The 16,238-nt window shown below is 72.4% G+C and carries 15 protein-coding genes, 1 tRNA gene and 1 pseudogene; 8 read left to right on the top strand and 9 right to left on the bottom strand.

Going from position 1 to position 16,238, the window contains the following annotated elements; translation table 11 throughout:
• Positions 1–30: 30 nt before the first annotated feature.
• Positions 31–759, bottom strand: a complete 729-nt coding sequence (locus tag ACX25U_RS17390) for a YcnI family copper-binding membrane protein (protein WP_454393107.1) — start codon at positions 757–759, stop codon at positions 31–33.
• A 163-nt stretch (positions 760–922) separates the two neighbouring features.
• Entirely contained in the window at positions 923–1,768 is an 846-nt protein-coding gene (locus tag ACX25U_RS17385) for a hypothetical protein (protein WP_454393105.1), read from the bottom strand.
• Positions 1,769–1,989: 221 nt separating this feature from the next.
• On the opposite strand from ACX25U_RS17385, the gene ACX25U_RS17380 reads away from it, so the two are divergent.
• Positions 1,990–2,436 (top strand): ATP-binding protein, encoded by a 447-nt coding sequence (locus tag ACX25U_RS17380; protein WP_454393103.1) that lies wholly within the window; start codon positions 1,990–1,992, stop codon positions 2,434–2,436.
• 15 nt (positions 2,437–2,451) lie between these two features.
• Here the strand turns inward: ACX25U_RS17380 and pdxR are convergent, their stop codons facing one another.
• The 3 genes from pdxR to ACX25U_RS17365 all read right to left on the bottom strand — a co-directional run bounded on the left by pdxR (position 2,452) and on the right by ACX25U_RS17365 (position 7,032).
• Positions 2,452–3,816 carry a MocR-like pyridoxine biosynthesis transcription factor PdxR gene (pdxR, locus tag ACX25U_RS17375; protein WP_454394336.1) on the bottom strand — a complete coding sequence of 455 codons (1,365 nt, stop codon included), beginning with the start codon at positions 3,814–3,816 and terminating at the stop codon, positions 2,452–2,454.
• Between the two features lie 71 nt (positions 3,817–3,887).
• On the bottom strand, positions 3,888–5,345 hold the full coding sequence (locus ACX25U_RS17370; RefSeq protein WP_454393102.1) for an aminopeptidase P family protein: 1,458 nt from the start codon (positions 5,343–5,345) through the stop codon (positions 3,888–3,890).
• A 139-nt stretch (positions 5,346–5,484) separates the two neighbouring features.
• Positions 5,485–7,032 (bottom strand): PP2C family protein-serine/threonine phosphatase, encoded by a 1,548-nt coding sequence (locus tag ACX25U_RS17365; protein WP_454393101.1) that lies wholly within the window; start codon positions 7,030–7,032, stop codon positions 5,485–5,487.
• A 501-nt stretch (positions 7,033–7,533) separates the two neighbouring features.
• Here ACX25U_RS17365 and ACX25U_RS17360 point away from each other — a divergent pair.
• On the top strand, positions 7,534–8,199 hold the full coding sequence (locus ACX25U_RS17360) for a bifunctional DNA primase/polymerase (RefSeq protein WP_454393099.1): 666 nt from the start codon (positions 7,534–7,536) through the stop codon (positions 8,197–8,199).
• Between the two features lie 55 nt (positions 8,200–8,254).
• Complete coding sequence (locus ACX25U_RS17355) at positions 8,255–8,860, top strand: hypothetical protein (protein WP_454393097.1); 606 nt, start codon at positions 8,255–8,257, stop codon at positions 8,858–8,860.
• Positions 8,861–9,116: 256 nt separating this feature from the next.
• Here the strand turns inward: ACX25U_RS17355 and ACX25U_RS17350 are convergent, their stop codons facing one another.
• The gene (locus ACX25U_RS17350) at positions 9,117–10,082 is read right to left on the bottom strand and encodes a DUF5926 family protein (protein WP_454393095.1); all 966 of its coding nucleotides are present in this window, start codon (positions 10,080–10,082) and stop codon (positions 9,117–9,119) included.
• Positions 10,083–10,192: 110 nt separating this feature from the next.
• Positions 10,193–10,744 carry an ATP-binding protein gene (locus ACX25U_RS17345; protein WP_454393093.1) on the bottom strand — a complete coding sequence of 184 codons (552 nt, stop codon included), beginning with the start codon at positions 10,742–10,744 and terminating at the stop codon, positions 10,193–10,195.
• Between ACX25U_RS17345 and ACX25U_RS17340 the strand changes: the two genes are divergently transcribed.
• Positions 10,701–11,009, top strand: coding sequence for a hypothetical protein (locus tag ACX25U_RS17340; RefSeq protein ID WP_454394886.1), 309 nt, complete (start codon positions 10,701–10,703; stop codon positions 11,007–11,009). The two genes, ACX25U_RS17345 and ACX25U_RS17340, sit on opposite strands and share 44 nt — an antisense overlap.
• A 69-nt stretch (positions 11,010–11,078) precedes the next feature.
• Here ACX25U_RS17340 and ACX25U_RS17335 read toward each other — a convergent pair whose 3' ends face one another.
• Entirely contained in the window at positions 11,079–11,906 is an 828-nt protein-coding gene (locus ACX25U_RS17335) for a glycerophosphodiester phosphodiesterase (RefSeq protein ID WP_454393091.1), read from the bottom strand.
• A gap of 258 nt (positions 11,907–12,164) precedes the next feature.
• Here ACX25U_RS17335 and ACX25U_RS17330 point away from each other — a divergent pair, with 258 nt between their 5' ends.
• The 4 genes from ACX25U_RS17330 to ACX25U_RS17315 all read left to right on the top strand — a co-directional run bounded on the left by ACX25U_RS17330 (position 12,165) and on the right by ACX25U_RS17315 (position 15,122).
• A complete protein-coding gene (locus tag ACX25U_RS17330) occupies positions 12,165–13,592 on the top strand; it encodes a S1C family serine protease (protein WP_454393089.1) in 1,428 nt (475 codons plus the stop codon).
• Between the two features lie 62 nt (positions 13,593–13,654).
• Positions 13,655–13,741, top strand: a tRNA-Ser gene (locus ACX25U_RS17325).
• Between the two features lie 306 nt (positions 13,742–14,047).
• On the top strand, positions 14,048–14,569 hold the full coding sequence (locus ACX25U_RS17320) for a DUF4142 domain-containing protein (protein WP_454393087.1): 522 nt from the start codon (positions 14,048–14,050) through the stop codon (positions 14,567–14,569).
• A gap of 112 nt (positions 14,570–14,681) precedes the next feature.
• The gene (locus ACX25U_RS17315) at positions 14,682–15,122 is read left to right on the top strand and encodes a hypothetical protein (protein WP_454393085.1); all 441 of its coding nucleotides are present in this window, start codon (positions 14,682–14,684) and stop codon (positions 15,120–15,122) included.
• On the opposite strand, the pseudogene ACX25U_RS17310 reads toward ACX25U_RS17315, so the two are convergent.
• A pseudogene (locus tag ACX25U_RS17310) lies at positions 15,090–15,966 on the bottom strand (bifunctional DNA primase/polymerase). The gene ACX25U_RS17315 and the pseudogene ACX25U_RS17310 overlap by 33 nt on opposite strands.
• Positions 15,967–16,238 lie beyond the last annotated feature (272 nt).

The raw sequence follows: 16,238 nt of genomic DNA, 5'->3' as shown, positions 1-16,238 counted from the left end.
GACCCCCGGGCGCGTGACGGATGAGCCGGATCAGGCGGCGGTCCGCCTGCGGCCGGCGAGTACGCCGTAGGCCACGCCGGCGACGCCGACGACGATGCCGGCGATGCCGAGGACGCGGGCGGTGGTGTCGCTGCCGCTCTTCGAGGTGTCGGCGGCGGTGCTCTGGGCGGCGGGCTCGGCGTCGCCGGAGGTGTCCTTGGCCGACGCGCCGTGACCGTCGTCCGAGGCCGCGGCCAGCTGCAGCACCGGCGCCGGGGTGTCCGGCTCCTCCTGGCCCTTCTGCGGCACCTCGATCCAGCGCACGACCTCCTTGTTGGAGTACGTCTGGATCGCCTTGAAGACCAGCTGGTCGGTGTCCTCGGGCAGGGCGCCCATGGAGACCGCGAACTTCTGGAAGTAGCCGGGCTCGATGCCCTTGCCGTCGGCGGTCCAGGTGACCTTGGTGACGGCCTCGGAGATCTTCCTGCCGTGCACCTCGAGCGGCTTGTCCAGCTTGGACTTGGTGACCTCGATCTTCCAGCCGTCCATCGGCTGCGGCATCACGGAGGCCAGCGGGTGGTCGGCCGGGAAGGCGACCTCGAGCTTGGTGGTGGAGGCGTTGTCGCGCTCGTTGGGGACCTTGAAGTCGACGACCGCGTAGCCGCCCTTGGCGGCCGTGCCCTCCGGCTGCACGCTGACGTGTGCGAAGGCGGGGGCGGACAGGACGAGGACGGCCGAGCCGGCGAGGGCGGCGGCAGCGGCGAGACGGGAAGTCTTCATGGGGGGTGCACTCCCTTTCGAGTGTGTTCGGTGTCGGAGGGGTGCGCGTGCGCGGCGGGGCCGGCGGTGCGGTGTTCCCGGCGGACGGGCACGCGCGCGTGCCGCACGACGGCGGCCGCTCCCTCCGGCGGAACCCGCTCGGTGGGCTGGTGGTCGCGTCGCGTCAGGCAGCGAGGACGAGTGCGGCGGCCGGCGGGCCGCGGCGGATCACCGTGTGCTGGAGTGCGGTGGTGTGGGGGGCCGGGGACGCGGAGCCGGTGGCCCGCCAGAAGCGGGGAACCGCGTCGGGCGCGGTCGGCAGCCCGGCGCACAGGGCGCGCACCAGCGCGAGCGCCGCGCGCAGGGACCGCATGAGCGCCCCCTCGGCGACTCCGTGCGCCGACAGGTCGATCAGCCGCAGCAGGGCCAGGTCGCCGCGGCGCAGCAGCCAGCCCGCGGCGACCGCGGCGAGGACGTGGACGAGCAGCATCGTCAGGGACGGCAGCAGCGCGGCCGCACCGTTGGTGGCCAGGGCGTCCGCCGGGTGGTGCATGGCGTTCATGTCCATGCCGCCGCCGTCGTAGACGCGTGCGTCGACGAGTATCCGATGGGCCTGGGCCGGGCTGATCGCCCCGACGCCGGCCCCGCACACGTACCGCGCGGCCTGCCGCACGAGTTCGGCGTCGGACATGACGGGCATGGATCCCGTCGACACCATGGCCCCCGCCGACCCCGTGGTCGTGCCGCCCGTGCCGCTCTGGCCCAGTCCGAACAGGATGTGCAGCACGGTCTGGCCGGCCGCGAGCAGTGTCGCGATCCCCGGCAGGGAACGCGCCCGCCCGGCGAGCGGCGCCACCACGACCAGCGCCCCCAGGAAACCCACGCCCAGCGTCCACAGCGGCACCGCGGCGCAGGAGGCCACCGTGTGACCGGCCGCGGCCAGCACGACACAGACCGCGGCGAACACCGCGGCCCGCAGCATCCTGAGATCGCGTCCGGCGCACGCCGTGCGCGGGTGGGGGGCAGTCATGGCAGCCTCATCATCGCACTGGACCCCGGGGTGCCGTACGGCAGGTCCGCAAGATGTGGTACGTCCGGAAGGTCGCGGTCTGTCGCCACCGGCCCGTACATACACCGATTCCTTGGCCGCCGCATCCGCCGATTGGACGGTGTCGCGTCAACTCCGTGCTTACGGCCGGGCACTCGGGGCAATACGTAACGGTAGTCGAGCCGCGGCCGGGAGGCTGGAGCATGAGCATCTGGTGGTCACTCCATCTGCGGCGTGACGCTGCGAGCGTGCCGCTCGCCCGGCGGCTGCTGCTGGGCACGATGGAGACCGCGGGCGTCGACCCCGACATCTCCTACGACCTGTCCGTCGCCCTGAGCGAGGCCTGCGCGAACGCGGTCGAGCACGGCGGGGACGCCGGATCCTCCGAGGCGTACCGCGTCACCGCCTACCTCGACGGGGAGAAGTGCCGCATCGAGGTGGCCGACGCGGGCCCCGGCTTCCCGTCCGGCGGCCGCCGCCCCCCGTTCCGCGCCGTGCACCCCGAGGCCGAGCACGGCCGCGGTCTGTGCCTCATCCAGGAACTCGCCGACCACGTCCACATCGGCAACAAGCCGGGACGGGGCGGCGCGGTGGTGAGCTTCGACAAGATCCTCAAGTGGCGGAAGGACGCGCCGCTGGTGGCGGTGTAGACGGCCGACAGGGTCTCAGGACCCGTCCAGGACCTTCACCAGCACCTCCAGCGCCTCGGGATACAGCCGCTCCCGGGGCGTTCCGTAGCCGACGACCAGACCCTGCGGGTGGTCCTCGCCGGGGGTGTGCCAGTGGTCGCCCAGGTGGCCGAGGGCCAGGCCCTCCGCCACCGCGCGGGCCAGGGTCTCCCGCTCGTCGGCGACGTCCACCAGGACGTGCAACCCGGCCGCGATGCCGCGCACCCGGCGGGAGCCCAGCCGGTCCAGGAGCTGGTCCCGGCGGCGCCGGTAGCGCAGTCGGCACGCGCGTACGTGCCGGTCGTAGGCGTGACTGTCGATGAGTTCGGCCAGCGCCAACTGGCCGATGGACTCGGTGTGGTGGTCGCTGTGCAGCTTGGCGTCGGCCACCGCGTCGACCAGGTGCGGCGGCAGCACCATCCAGCCGAGCCGCAGCGCCGGCCCGAGTGTCTTGGAGGCTGTACCCAGATACGCGACCTGACCCGGCGCCATGCCCTGCAGCGCGCCCACGGGCTGGCGGTCGTAGCGGAACTCGCCGTCGTAGTCGTCCTCGACGATCAGGGCGCCACGCGCGCGTGCCCAGTCGGTCAGCGCCCGCCGCCGCTCCGGGTGCAGGGGCACGCCGGTCGGGTACTGGTGCGCGGGCGTGACGACCACGGCCCTCTCCTCGCCCAGGTCCTGCGCGCGCACGCCCTGTTCGTCGACCCGCACCGGCACCACGCTCCCGCCGCCCCGCCGCACCACCTCGCGGTGGAAGGGCAGTCCGGGGTCCTCCATGGCGACCGCGCCGCCGTCCAGCACGCGCGTGAGGAGCGCCAGCCCCTGCACGTACCCGGAGGTGATGACGATCCGCTCGGGCGACGCGATCACTCCGCGGGCCCGCCCCAGGTAGCCCGCGAGCGCCGTGCGCAGCTCGATCCGGCCGCGCGGATCGCCGTAGTCGTACGCCAGCGAGGGCGCCGTCGCGATGGCGCGGCGCAGTGCCCGCAGCCAGGCCGCCGCCGGAAACGCCCCCACGTCCGGACTGCCCGGCCGCAGGTCGAACCGGGGCGCACGCGCGCGTGCCGCCGCGCCCGGTTTCTCCTCGTCGACGGTGGGCAGCGCGGCGACCCGGGTGCCCGAGCCCTGCCGTGCCGTCAGGTAGCCCTCGGCGACCAGCTGGTCGTACGCCGCTTTCACGGTGCCGCGCGAGATGCCGAGCTCGGACGCCAGCCGCCGGGTCGCCGGCAGCCGCGTCCCGGGGGCGAGCCGTCCGTCGCGCACGGCGTTCCTGAGCGTCTTCTCCAGCCCCGCCCGGCGGCCCGCCGCCGTGTCCGGCTCCGGACGCAGGTCCGCTCCGACACCGGACCAGAAGTCGTCCACGTCCACGAAAATCCTCCCCCAGGCACGTGAATGGCCGGGCACCTGTCAGGTACCCGGCCGTCACCGTCGTATCAGCTCTTCAGCGACGCCATCCACGCCTCGACCTCGTCGGAGCGGCGCGGCAGGCCCGCCGAGAGGTTGCGGTTGCCGTCCTCGGTGACGAGGATGTCGTCCTCGATGCGGACGCCGATGCCCCGGTACTCCTCCGGGACGGTCAGATCGTCGGCCTGGAAGTACAGGCCCGGCTCGACAGTGAGGACCATGCCCGGCTCCAGCGTGCCGTCGACGTACGTCTCGGTGCGCGCGGCCGCGCAGTCGTGGACGTCCATGCCGAGCATGTGGCCGGTGCCGTGCAGCGTCCAGCGGCGCTGCAGGCCGAGCTCCAGCACCCGCTCGACCGGGCCCTCGACCAGGCCCCACTCGACGAGCTTCTCGGTGAGCACCCGCTGGGCGGCGTCGTGGAAGTCGCGGTACTTGGCGCCCGGCTTCACCGCCGTGATGCCGGCCTCCTGGGCCTCGTACACCGCGTCGTAGATCTTCTTCTGGATCTCGCTGTACGTGCCGTTGACGGGCAGCGTGCGCGTGACGTCGGCGGTGTAGAGGGTGTACGTCTCCACGCCCGCGTCCAGCAGGAGCAGGTCGCCGGAGCGGACGGGGCCGTCGTTGCGCACCCAGTGCAGCGTGCAGGCGTGCGGGCCGGCGGCGCAGATGGAGCCGTAGCCGACGTCGTTGCCCTCCACGCGGGCACGAAGGAAGAACGTTCCCTCGATGTAGCGCTCGGAGGTGGCCTCGGCCTTGTCGAGGACCTTCACCACGTCCTCGAAGCCGCGCACGGTGGAGTCGACGGCCTTCTGCAGTTCGCCGATCTCGAACCCGTCCTTGACCAGGCGGGCCTCGGAGAGGAAGACGCGCAGCTCCTCGTCGCGCTCGGCGGTGACCTTGTCGGTCAGGGCGGCCTCGACGTCGGCGTCGTAGCCGCGCACGACGCGGACCGGGCCGGTGGCCTCCTTCAGCTTCCGCGGCAGCTCGCGCACGTCGGAGGCCGGGATGCCGTACAGCTGCTCGGCCTCGGCCAGGGAGTGGCGGCGGCCGACCCACAGCTCGCCCTGCCCGGAGAGCCAGAACTCGCCGTTCTCCCGGTTGGAGCGGGGCAGGAGGTAGAGCGTCTCCTGGTGGCCGTCTGCGGTGGGCTCCAGGACCAGGACGCCGTCCTCGGTCTGGTTGCCGGTGAGGTAGGCGTATTCGACCGCGGACCGGAAGGGGTACTCGGTGTCGTTCGAGCGGGTCTTCAGGTTGCCCGCGGGGATCACCAGGCGCTCGCCGGGGAAGCGCGCGGACAGCGCGGCGCGGCGGCGCGCGGTGTGCTCCGCCTGCTCGACCGGCTTCAGGTCGCGCAGCTCGGTGTCGGCCCAGCCGGACTTCATGTTCTCGGCGAGCTCGTCGGACACGCCCGGGTACAGGCCGTTCTTGCGCTGCTTGACCGGCTCTTCTTCGGTGGTCTCCGGGGTCTCCGGGAGCTCCTCCGCCACTGTCTTCCTCCTCGATACGCACTGGACCTCCCCCAAGCTCTCGGCTCGCGCGAGCAGGGGGGACCCCCACCATCGTACGGTCGTGCGGAAGGGGGCCCGGGGCGGAAGCACCTGTTACCGGGAGCGCCGGTGCCGGGGCCTACTCGAAGCGCGCCGCGATCAGGGCGACGTCCTCCCTGCCGTCGGTCATGTCCTGATCGCCCGGCAGGACCGTGTGCAGGACGTGGTCGGCGACGGCCTCCGGATCGTGGCGCCGCGCGCGCGGGACACTCGCCGCGGCCGCCTGCAGCCGGGCGAAGGCGCGGTCCACCGGGTCGCCGGTGCGGTGCAGCAGCCCGTCGGTGTAGAGCAGCACTGTCTCGCCGGCCGTCACCTGGAACTCCACGCTGGGCGCCTCCCAGCAGGCGAGCATGCCGAGCGGCGCGGACACGGACGTCTCCACGAACTCGGTGCGCCGCTCGCCGACCAGCAGCGGCGGGCTGTGCCCGGCGCCGGCCAGGGTGATCCTGCGCAGCGCGGGCTCGCAGTAGGCGAACAGGGCGGTCGCGCAGCGGGCGGGCTCGGTCAGCCGCAGGAGCAGTTCGAGGTCGGACAGGACGGCGACGGGGTCCTCGCCCTCCATCACCGCGTACGCCCGCAGGGACGCGCGCAGCCGGCCCATCGCGGCGACCGCTCCCGGCCCGGAGCCGGTGACCGAGCCGACCGCGAGGCCGAGCGCGGCGTCCGGCAGCGGCAACGCGTCGTACCAGTCGCCGCCGCCGCGCGGTCCGGTGCGGTGCCGGCAGGCGAGCTGGACGCCGGGCACCCGGGGCAGCCGGGAGGGCAGCAGCTCCTCGTAGACCGTCGCCATGCACGCGCGCGTGCGCTCGGTGTCGAGCAGGCGTGCCAGGTGTTCGGTGGCGAAGCGGACGTAGAGACCGGCGAGGTGGCGTCGGCGCTCGACCGGTTTGGCGGGCTCGTCGTAGAGCCATACGGCGGCGCCGATGCGGCCGGCGGTGTCGGTGGACAGGGGCAGCGCGTAGCTGGCGGCGTAGCCGAGGCGGGCGGCCACCTCGCGGTGGCGGGGGTCGAGGCCGTCCTCGGAGAACAGGTCGGGGCGTACGACCTCGCCCTCGCCGCCCGGCAGCCCGGCCGCGGTGTCGAGGAGCGTGCCGTAGGGCATGGCGCTGCGCGGCACGGTCTCGATGTGGCCGAGATCGGCCCGTGCGAGGCCGAGGCCGATGGTGGTGTCGGGGCCGAGTCCGTCGTCCGGTTCCAGTACGACCAGACCGCGCCGGGCGCCGACGAGGGCGGCGCCGGCGCGCAGCAACTCCTGCAGGGCGGCGTCGATCCCGCTCGTCCGGGCCAGCCGCTCGGTGAGCTCGTGCAGGGTGGTCAGGTCGGAGACCCAGCCGGCCAGCCGGTCCTGCAGGAGGGCGCCCGGTGCGCAGGGGGCGTGCGGGGCCGCCGGGCTGTTTGCGGAGGAGGCCGGGGAGGTACCCGAGGCGGCAGACGCGGGCGCGACAGTGTGTGCGGGGGCCGGAACCGTCGCATCGATTCCAGCCACTTTCGAAGGGTGAGGGGCGTTCATGGCGTCCGGCTTTCTGGCCAGTGCGTACTGCTCAAAAGCATCGCAAACCCCCATGTCATTCTGCGCCGCCGGCAGTGTCTCCACATGTACACGGACTCGTGAGGAGATGTCCAGCATTGTCCTGCCGGGATTCCTGGTGTCAGAGGGACTCCCGGGGTGTTCTCCCGAACCCCTTGCGAAAACACGAAGTTGGCTTGAAACTGCCTCGAGTGACGGCCTATTGCGGTCGACTGGGCTTGCTCCACAGAGCGTCACAGCGGTCGTGATGGGTACGTACTCGGAGAAGGCCAGGGGTGGTTGGGGGCCACCCGGAACCTGGCGACGGACCCGGGCGTCCTATCCACCGACGACCGTGCCCCATCCTCGCGTGACGGAGGCGGAGAGCAAACGCGCGACGCCAAATCGCCATGCTCCGCCACCCCACGCCACGCCCATGCTTTGGTAGACGCAGTATGGACGGGGCTGCCGCGGAAGCAGCCAGTGCTCGGCCATAGGGGTTCCCCGTGCCTGAAGGCAGGGGTGTGATGCGCCAACAGGTACGCACAGTGAAGTGATCGACACATGATGTGAGTGGTCCAGCGGTGTTGCCAGCGGTGCAACGGAAAGGAACGAGCGCTCATGCGCGAGATCCCGGGAAGGCGACGCAGGCTCCTGTCCCAGCGCAGCGACGGGAGGTCCGAGTCGATCAGCGCGGCCCTGGCCTTCGCGGCCCAGTGGCAGTGGCCCGTACTCCCGGGCGTGGCGCCGGATCCGCGGCGGCCCGGCCGCTGCGGCTGCCCCGACCCGGACTGCACGGTGCCCGGCGCGCACCCCTTCGAACCCGGCCTCCTCGCGGCCACCACCGACGCCCGCATGGTGCGCTGGTGGTGGACCAACCGGCCCGCCGCGCCGATCGTCCTGGCCACCGGGGGAAAGGCCCCCTGCGCGGTGAGCCTGCCGGCCCTCCCGGCCGCCCGGGCCCTCACCGCGCTCGACCGCGTCGGCATACGGCTCGGCCCGGTCGTCGCCTCGCCCACGCGCTGGGCGATCCTCGTCAAGCCGTACTCCATGGAGCAGTTGGGCGAACTGCTCTACGCCAAGGACTTCGTCCCCGGCTCCCTCCGCTTCCACGGCGAGGGCGGCTACCTCGCGCTGCCCCCCTCCGAGACCGGGGCCGGCCCGATCCGCTGGGAGCGGGCCCCGTTGCCCGGCTCCGCCTCGCCCTGGGTGCCCGACGTGGAGGCCGTGGTCGACACCGTGGTGGAGACCCTCACTCGTACGGGTGTGAGCGCGCCCGAGTTGTAGGGGTGTCGGGCGCGCGGCGGGCGAAGGGCCCGCCTCGCGCCGTTATCGTCCCCGCATGCTGCGTCATTGCGGAGGACACGGAGGCCGATCGCTGCCGCGCGGCGGTCCCGGCCCCCGACGAGTCCGTCTGCTCGCTCTGTCGGCCGTCGTGGCCGGCGCCGTGGCACTGCCGCTGGCCGTGGCGTCCGCGGGCCAGGTGGGCGGCCGGAGCCCCGCGGCCGCCCGGTCCGCCGTACGCCCCCTGCCGCGCGGCGACGACGGGATCCCGTCCGCCGAACCCGGCCGTTCCCCGCTGCTGCTCGGCCTGGGCCTGGCCACCGCCGCACGCTGCGGCCCGGAGGTCACCTCGCCCGACGGAGTCGAGGCTCAGACCTGCGTGCTGACCCAGGGGCAGGACACCTGGGCACGCGCCTACTACCGAAACGCCACCGGCCGTCCCCTGGACGCCGATCTGACCCTCATGGGCCCGGGCGAGCGCACCGTGCGGACGCACTGCGCGCCGGACGGGGACGACGAGCCGGGAACGTGCGACACACCCCGGGAACACGTCCGGGGAGCGCCCATGGCGTACACCGCCGTCGCGGAGTTCGCCGAACGCGGCGCGAGCGGGCCGCTGCTGCTGCGCTCCGGAAGCAACTCGCCTGCGGTGACGGACGGTTGATGAGTGGCTGCGCGCGGTGATCGACGGCGCGCATGCGAAGGCCCGGTTGCTGGCGACGGGGGATGCACCAGCAACCGGGCTACTTGCACGGTAACAAGAGATCGGCGGTTCGCAAATTCGGTCTCGGCTTTCCAGTCACCGGGTGGACTGCCTTTCCGGTCACCGACTTCCCTGCGACGACCGGGAGTTGTGACTGGAGTCACCTACCGTGGCGAAGCCGTGCGGCTGACCGGTCGGTCAGCCGCACCCCGTTGGATCAGCTGAGCGTGACCTGCCGGTTGGTCAGGCCGCCGCGGGCCCGGCGTTCGTCCCCGGTCAGCGGCGCCTGGGCGGCCAGGGCCTCGGCCAGCCGCTCGGCGAACTCGGCGGCCGGCTTCTCCACATCCTGGGCGCCGACCTCGCTCGGCAGGTCCCACACCGGCACCGTGAGGCCGTGGGCACGGAAGGAGCCCACGAGCCGGGTGTTCTCACCCAGGCTCGAACGGCCCGCCGCGTGCAGCCGCGCCAGAGCGTCCAGAAGCCGCTCCTCCGGATGCGGCATGACCCAGCGCAGGTGGTTCTTCTCCGGTGTCCGGCACCAGTACGCGGCCTCGACGCCCTGCAGGCGCACGGTCGGGATGGCCGCCGCGTTGGCCCGCTCCAGGGAGGCGGTGACCTCCGGCGTCGCGTTCTCCGCGTCCGGCACCCAGAACTCGAAGCCCTCGTGCACCACCGGCTCGAAAGGAGCCCCGGCATCGAGCAGGTCCTGCAGCCGCGGACCGTCGGCCGGGGCGCGGCGGCCCTGCACCGGAGTGCCGGACTCGGCCTCCAGCGCGCGCAGCAGGGTATCGGCGAGGTCGCGGCTGATGTCACCGGACGCCGTGTCGTTCTGCAGGCCGAGCAGCACCGAGCCGTCGTCACGGCGCAGTGCGGGCCAGGCCATCGGCAGGACCGTGGCGAGCGTGACCGCCGGGACGCCCTCGGGCAGGCCGTCCTTGAGGGTCAGCTCGACCGTGGCGGCGGGGACCAGCTCGCGCAGCGCCACCCAGTCGCACTCGCCGGGAAGTCCCTCGAACGGCCGCTGCACCAGCTCGGTCACCGCGTGCGCGGCGACCCGGCCGTGGCAGGCCTTGTAGCGGCGGCCGCTGCCGCAGGGGCACGGCTCGCGCGCGCCGACCACCGGGATCTCTCCGTCCGTGAGCTGCGGGCGCTTGGCCTTCGTCTGGGGTCGCTTCTTGGCCATCTGGGTGTCTCCCGGTTACGGCTCGTCTCGTACGGGCGCGAGCCTAGCCGCTCACGCCGCCGACGACGGGACCCTGTGGACGGGGCGGGCGATGTGGCACGCGTGCGCGTTCAGTCCAGGTCGTCGAAGACGTCCGCGAAACCCAGCTCGGGCAGGGCCGACACCGGCGGTGCGGTGACCCGGGAGGCGAAGTCGTCGCGGCGGTGGCCGGCATCCGGGTCGTGCACGTCGTCGTGGACGACCACCCACACGGTGACCTCGCCGTCCACGTCGTCCCGTACGCCCCAGTCCTCGCAGAGCGCGGTGATGATGTTCAGCCCGCGGCCGCCGTGCGCGGTGACCGAGGGGGTGGCCGGGGCCGGGCGGGTCGGACCGCCGCCGTCGGTCACCTCCACGACCAGCCGGCCGCCCGCGTCCACGTGCCACGCGGCCCGGACGTCGCCGTCACCGGCCAGGGCGCCGTCCAGTGGCCGGCCGTGTTTGCAGGCATTGCTCAAGAGTTCGGAAAGGACCAGTACGGCATCGTCGATGACCGATTCCGCCACGCCACCTCTGCGCAACTGGTCGCGCATCCGGTGTCGTGCTTCCCCCACGCCCGCAGGACCATGGGGTACGGCCATGCTCGACGACGTGGGCACCTCCTGTGCCACCACCAACGCCACCCCCGAGACCTCCTTCGCCCCACGCCACGGTGTGGATGCCCCACTGGCCTGTACCGGAAACCGGCCGATCGCCGTCCGGCGACGCATTCAAAACGGTCGAACACGCACCGAACGCGCCGGAGCACTCCCTGTCATCGTGTGGCTGGATTTCTACGGTGTGGCCGAAAAAGGAGGATGGTGCAGTGCGGCCGCCCCGGTCAAGGCCCGCGACCGATCAGCGGCCGACCTGCGACGGGCCCGCGACCGGGGCGCGATCTGCCCGTGACGGACCGGCGGCGGACCGGCGGCGGACCGCGGCCGGTCAGTGGCCGAGCCCCGGTGGACCTGCGGCCGGTCAGCGGCCGAGCCGGCGCAGGACCGCGTGCGGGCGGTTGGTGATGATGGCGTCGACGCCCAGGCCGACGCAGAGATCGACGTCCTCGGGGTCGTTCACCGTCCACACGTGCACGTGGTGCCCCGCTTGCTTGAGCCGCTCGATGTACGCCGGATGATTGCGCACGATCCGGATCGAGGGCCCCGCGATCCGGACCCCCGCCGGCAGCCGCCCGTCGCGCAGCCGGGGCGAGACGAACTGCATCAGATAGACCGTGGGCAGTGTCGGCGAGGCCGCCCGCACCCGGTGCAGCGAGCGCGCCGAGAAACTCATCACACGCACCGGCGACTCCTCGGCCGACGCCGGGGCGTCCAGGCCGAACCGCTTCAGGAGCATCAGCAGCCGCTCCTCGACCTGCCCCGCCCATCGCGTGGGGTGCTTGGTCTCGATGGCCAGCTCCACCCGCCGCCCGGCGTCGGCGACGAGTTCGAGCAGCCGCTCCAGGGTGAGGACCGAGGTGTCCTCGGGGTCCTCCGGCCGCACCTCCCAGTCCGGCTCCTCGTCCCGGCCCCGCCAGAAGGCGCGCGCACGTCCGGAGCCGAAGTCCAGTGCGGCGAGGTCGGCGAGCTCCAGGGCCGACACCGCTCCACGGCCGTTGGACGTACGGTTGACGCGACGGTCGTGCACGCAGACGAGATGGCCGTCCGCGGTCAGGCGTACGTCGCACTCGAGGGCGTCCGCGCCGTCCTCGATCGCCTTCCTGTAGGCGGCCAGCGTGTGCTCGGGGGCGGCCTCGGAGGCGCCGCGGTGGGCGACGACTTGGATGTGGTGCTGCCGTGCGTGGGTCACCGCGTCATGGTGCCACCGCGGCGGGGTAGGTGGGGCGGTGGGAGACCGTCGACAATGTGTCCGTTTCATGCGAGATGACCTATATAAAGAATGAGCCCGGACCCACAGCCACCGCTTATGGTGCTCTGACGGCCCATGGGAAAAACTGAATACATACACATGCACATGCACAGCTGGAGCAGGCCGGGTCGCCGGCAGGCGTGACGAGCGTGACCGAGTGCGACCGACAACAACAGCCGTGGATCGAGGAGAAGAGCTGTGAGCACCGAGAACGAGGGCAACGCGGTACCCCCGGCCCCGTCCGCACCTCCCGTGCCGGTGGAATCTCCCGCAGCTTCCCCGCATCCGGCCACCCAGGGCGGCGCCACACCCCCGCCCCCCAGCACGCCCCCGCACGTGCCGGGAGCGCACGGCGAGACCGGCGCCTCCGGACCGCAGGGCGGCACGGGCTCGCCCGTCGACGGCTCCTGGCCGCCCCCGCCCTCGTACGGCGACGGCGGCGCGGGAGGAGGTTCCGGCTGGGGCTTCCCGTACCAGCACCAGCAGCCCGCGCCCAAGCCGGCCGGCCGGCGCGGCGGCCTGGTCGCCGCGGTCCTGGTGGCCGCCCTGGTCGCCGGCGGCCTGGGCGGCGGCATCGGCTACACCCTGGCCAGGAACGACGACGCCACCTCCACCACGGTCTCCGCCTCCGACACCGGCGCCTCGCAGATCAAGCGCGATCCGAACTCGATCGCGGGCGTGGCCGCCAAGGCGCTGCCGAGCACGGTCACCATCGAGGCCGAGGGCACCGGCGGCCGGGGCGGCACCGGCACCGGCTTCGTCTTCGACACTCAGGGCCACATCGCCACCAACAACCACGTGGTGGCCGACGCCGCGAACGGCGGCAAGCTCTCCGCGACCTTCCCCGACGGCAAGAAGTACGACGCCGAGATCGTCGGTAACGCCCAGGGCTACGACGTCGCGGTCATCAAGCTCAAGAACGCGCCCTCCGACCTCAAGCCGCTTCCCCTCGGTGACTCCGACAAGGTGGCCGTCGGCGACGAGACGATCGCCATCGGCGCTCCCTTCGGCCTGTCGAACACGGTGACGACCGGCATCATCAGCGCCAAGAACCGTCCTGTGGCCTCCAGCGACGGCAGCTCCGACAGCAGGGCGTCCTACATGAGCGCCCTGCAGACGGACGCCTCCATCAACCCGGGCAACTCCGGTGGCCCGCTCCTCGACGCGCGCGGCGCGGTCATCGGCATCAACTCCGCGATCCAGTCCACGAGCGGCGGCGGCTTCGGCGGCTCCAGCCAGTCCGGCTCGATCGGCCTGGGCTTCGCCATCCCGATCAACCAGGCCAAGTACGTCGCCCAGCAGCTGATCAAGACCGGCAAGCCGGTCTACGCCAAGATCGGCGCGTCGGTCTCCCTGGAGGGCACCACGGACGGCGCCAAGGTCACCGAGCAGGGCGCCGGCGGCTCCGACCCGGTCGAACAGGGCGGCCCCGCCGACAAGGCCGGCCTCAAGCCCGGCGACGTCATCACCAGGCTCGACGACAGGGTCATCGACTCCGGCCCCACCCTCATCGGCGAGATCTGGACCCACAAGCCCGGCGACAAGGTCACCCTCACCTACGAGCGCGCCGGCAAGGAGCACACGGTGGACCTCACCCTCGGCTCCCGCATCGGCGACAACGGCTGACCCACGCGCGCGCGTGCGGACCCGTTAGTCTTGTCCCGCGTCGCCGATCACGGGCGGCGCGGGGAGGTGTGCCCGAGCGGCCTAAGGGAACGGTCTTGAAAACCGTCGTGGCAGCGATGTCACCGTGGGTTCAAATCCCACCGCCTCCGCTCGACGAGTCGCGGGAACGGCCCCTGACCAGGTCATCGGTCAGGGGCCGTTGCGCTGTTCGCTGCCCGCCCGCCGTGGGAAGCCGATCATTGACCGGTCCGTCCATCAGTGGTCGTACTGACCAGTAATGGTGACGTTTTGGGTTATTTGCTCACCTTTTGCTGTTCGTGTTGCTCGTGACTCACAGCAGTGGAAACCCGCCGTATGACGGACAAGCGGCCTCGCTCTGCCGACGCCAGAAGCGCACCCTGCCGCAACACGTGCAGCCGGGGTCCGTTCCCGCCTTTTTCGAGAGGAGAGGCATCGTGCCCAGTCCCAAAGCAGTCGTGGTCACCGCGTCAGTCATCGCTGCGGCAGCCCTGTCGCCGGGCACCGCGCTCGCGGCGTCCAGCCCCTCGCCGCAGGACATCGCCTGGATGAAAGCATCCGCCGCCGGAGACCTGTTCGAAATCCAGGGCGGGCAGATGGCCCAGACCCACGCCCACAGCGCTGCCGTCAAGCAGTTCGGCGCTCGGCTGGCATCCGACCACACCAAGTCCTCCAGGGACATGAAAAAGCTCGCCGCACAGCTGGGGGTCACCCTCCCGACCACCCCGGACGGCAAGCAGCGCGCAGAGCTGGCGCGGCTGGCCTCCCTGCACGGGGCCGCGTTCGACAAGCAGTACGTGAAAACGGAGATCAGCGACCACAAGATGGACATCTCCGACGCCAAGAAGCAGATCTCCACCGGCAGCGACCAACGGGTGATCAACGAGGCACGCAAGGACCTGCCTGTCCTCCAGACCCACCTGAGGCTCGCCGAACAGACGCAGTCCAAGATCGGGTGATGGTGCGGCGCGTTGCCCGTCCGGCAGTCGAACGCGCTCATGGGATCACGGCGCGGCCTGACGCCGCAGCGGCGGGCGCGCGCCACTGAGAGCTACGGCGAGGTACCTCGGCATGGCACACCGCACCGGGACGGTGCCGCGAGACACCTGGGTGACCAGGTGGGCGGGAGCTTTGCTGTGCCTCGCGGTGGCCGTCATCCACGTGGTGGACCAAGGCGGCGTCACGGTGACGCGAGACCCCTATTACGTCGGCGTGGCCTACCACGTCCTGGAGGTCGCCGCCGTGGTCGCCGCCGTGCTGCTCCTCGTCGGCCTCGTCCGACTGGGGTGGCTGCTGGCGATCGGGGTCGCTGCCGGTCCCATACTGGGCTACGTCCTCTCCAGGGGCCCGGGCCTGCCCGACTACAGCGACGACATCGGCAACTGGACGGAGATGCTCGGGCTCGTCAGCCTGGCCGTCGAAGGAGCCCTGCTCCTGCTCTCGGTGCCGCTCTTCGTGCGGAGCATGCGCCGCAGGACCTTACGGCCGGTGGCCCGTCAAGCGGGCCGCTGAGGCGATGGCGGCGCGGGCCTCGTGCTCGGTCAGGCCGGTGTGCAGGGCCGCGTCGACCAGGGGGGGCGACGAGGGCGGGACCGATGCCGTTCTCGTAGGCGCGGCAGGCGGCCCAGAACAGGCGGGTGTTGCGCTGGCCCTCGTGGGCGCCGAGGACGAACTGCACCAGGCCCTGGCCGTGCCGGCCCGCCGGGGCCGGCGAGGGGCGGTGGGGCGTGCGGGGCGGTGGGAGGAGGAGGCGCAGAAGGGCGCGCGGGCAGGGCGCGGGCGCGAGGCGCGCGGTGCCGGGGGCGGTGGCGTACACGCCGTGCTCGGTGCGGGAGCCGGGGCCGACCAGGTAGCCGCCGGCGCCGCGGATGTCGATGCCGGGTGCCAGGCGCCCGGCCGAGTTGGGCACGACGACGTCCGGTGGTCCGCTCAGCCACAGGTGGCGGCCGCCGCTGGGGGTCAGGACGACCACGGTGGCGGGGATGGTGAACAGGTGGCGCAGGGCGAGTTCGCGCAGGGCGGTGGAGGAGTCCGTGCCGGTCTTGGTGTCCAGGTCGATGCCGATCAGGTGGTGCGGGGGCAGCCCGCAGGCGATGCCGTAGCCGGTGGCCCAGGACGCGGCGGCGAACAGGGCGCGGATACGGGCCGGGTCGGTGGAGGCGTCGTACACGCCGTGGCCGAAGCGGCTGCACTCGCCGTGGCAGGGCGGGCCGGCCGGATCCGGGTCGTCGCGGTGCGGGGAGCGCAGGGCCGGGAGTTTCGTCCGGGAGAGGGGGATGACGGCCAGGCCGCGTTCGGCGGCTGACAGGGCGTGTGCGAGGGCCAGCGTCGTGGCCTGCCGGTCGATGGTGGCCATGACTCTATATTCGTACGTAAGTTCGAAAAAAGGAAGAGGGGTGGGTGCGACACGCCGGGGGCGGTCGGTTCGGGCGGATTTCCGGTGGGCGGCTTCAGTCCTTGCGGCGCTTGGGGAGGGAGGGTTCCGTATCGCTCCACGGTGGAGCTTCCGGGCGGGAAAAGTGGCCGCAGAGGTTTATCGACCTGTCCTCACGCTTGCGTGGGAACCGAGCCTTCCGGGGTGGTTCGCCTGGTTCCGGTGGGCAACCCTGATCCTGCGACGTCGTGAGG

The sequence above is a fragment of the Streptomyces sp. JNUCC 63 genome, from assembly GCF_054366325.1.
Note: the sequence above shows the minus strand (reverse complement) of the source record. Positions and strands in the feature narration are given on the sequence as shown.

Bases quoted from the DNA above. Each gene is read 5' to 3' on its own strand.
- ACX25U_RS17390 (WP_454393107.1), bottom strand. From the start codon at position 759: ATGAAGACTTCCCGTCTCGCCGCTGCCGCCGCCCTCGCCGGCTCGGCC.
- ACX25U_RS17385 (WP_454393105.1), bottom strand. From the start codon at position 1,768: ATGACTGCCCCCCACCCGCGCACGGCGTGCGCCGGACGCGATCTCAGG.
- ACX25U_RS17380 (WP_454393103.1), top strand. From the start codon at position 1,990: ATGAGCATCTGGTGGTCACTCCATCTGCGGCGTGACGCTGCGAGCGTG.
- ACX25U_RS17365 (WP_454393101.1), bottom strand. From the start codon at position 7,032: ATGCTGGACATCTCCTCACGAGTCCGTGTACATGTGGAGACACTGCCG.
- ACX25U_RS17360 (WP_454393099.1), top strand. From the start codon at position 7,534: ATGCGCGAGATCCCGGGAAGGCGACGCAGGCTCCTGTCCCAGCGCAGC.
- ACX25U_RS17355 (WP_454393097.1), top strand. From the start codon at position 8,255: ATGCTGCGTCATTGCGGAGGACACGGAGGCCGATCGCTGCCGCGCGGC.
- ACX25U_RS17350 (WP_454393095.1), bottom strand. From the start codon at position 10,082: ATGGCCAAGAAGCGACCCCAGACGAAGGCCAAGCGCCCGCAGCTCACG.
- ACX25U_RS17340 (WP_454394886.1), top strand. From the start codon at position 10,701: ATGCTCGACGACGTGGGCACCTCCTGTGCCACCACCAACGCCACCCCC.
- ACX25U_RS17315 (WP_454393085.1), top strand. From the start codon at position 14,682: ATGGCACACCGCACCGGGACGGTGCCGCGAGACACCTGGGTGACCAGG.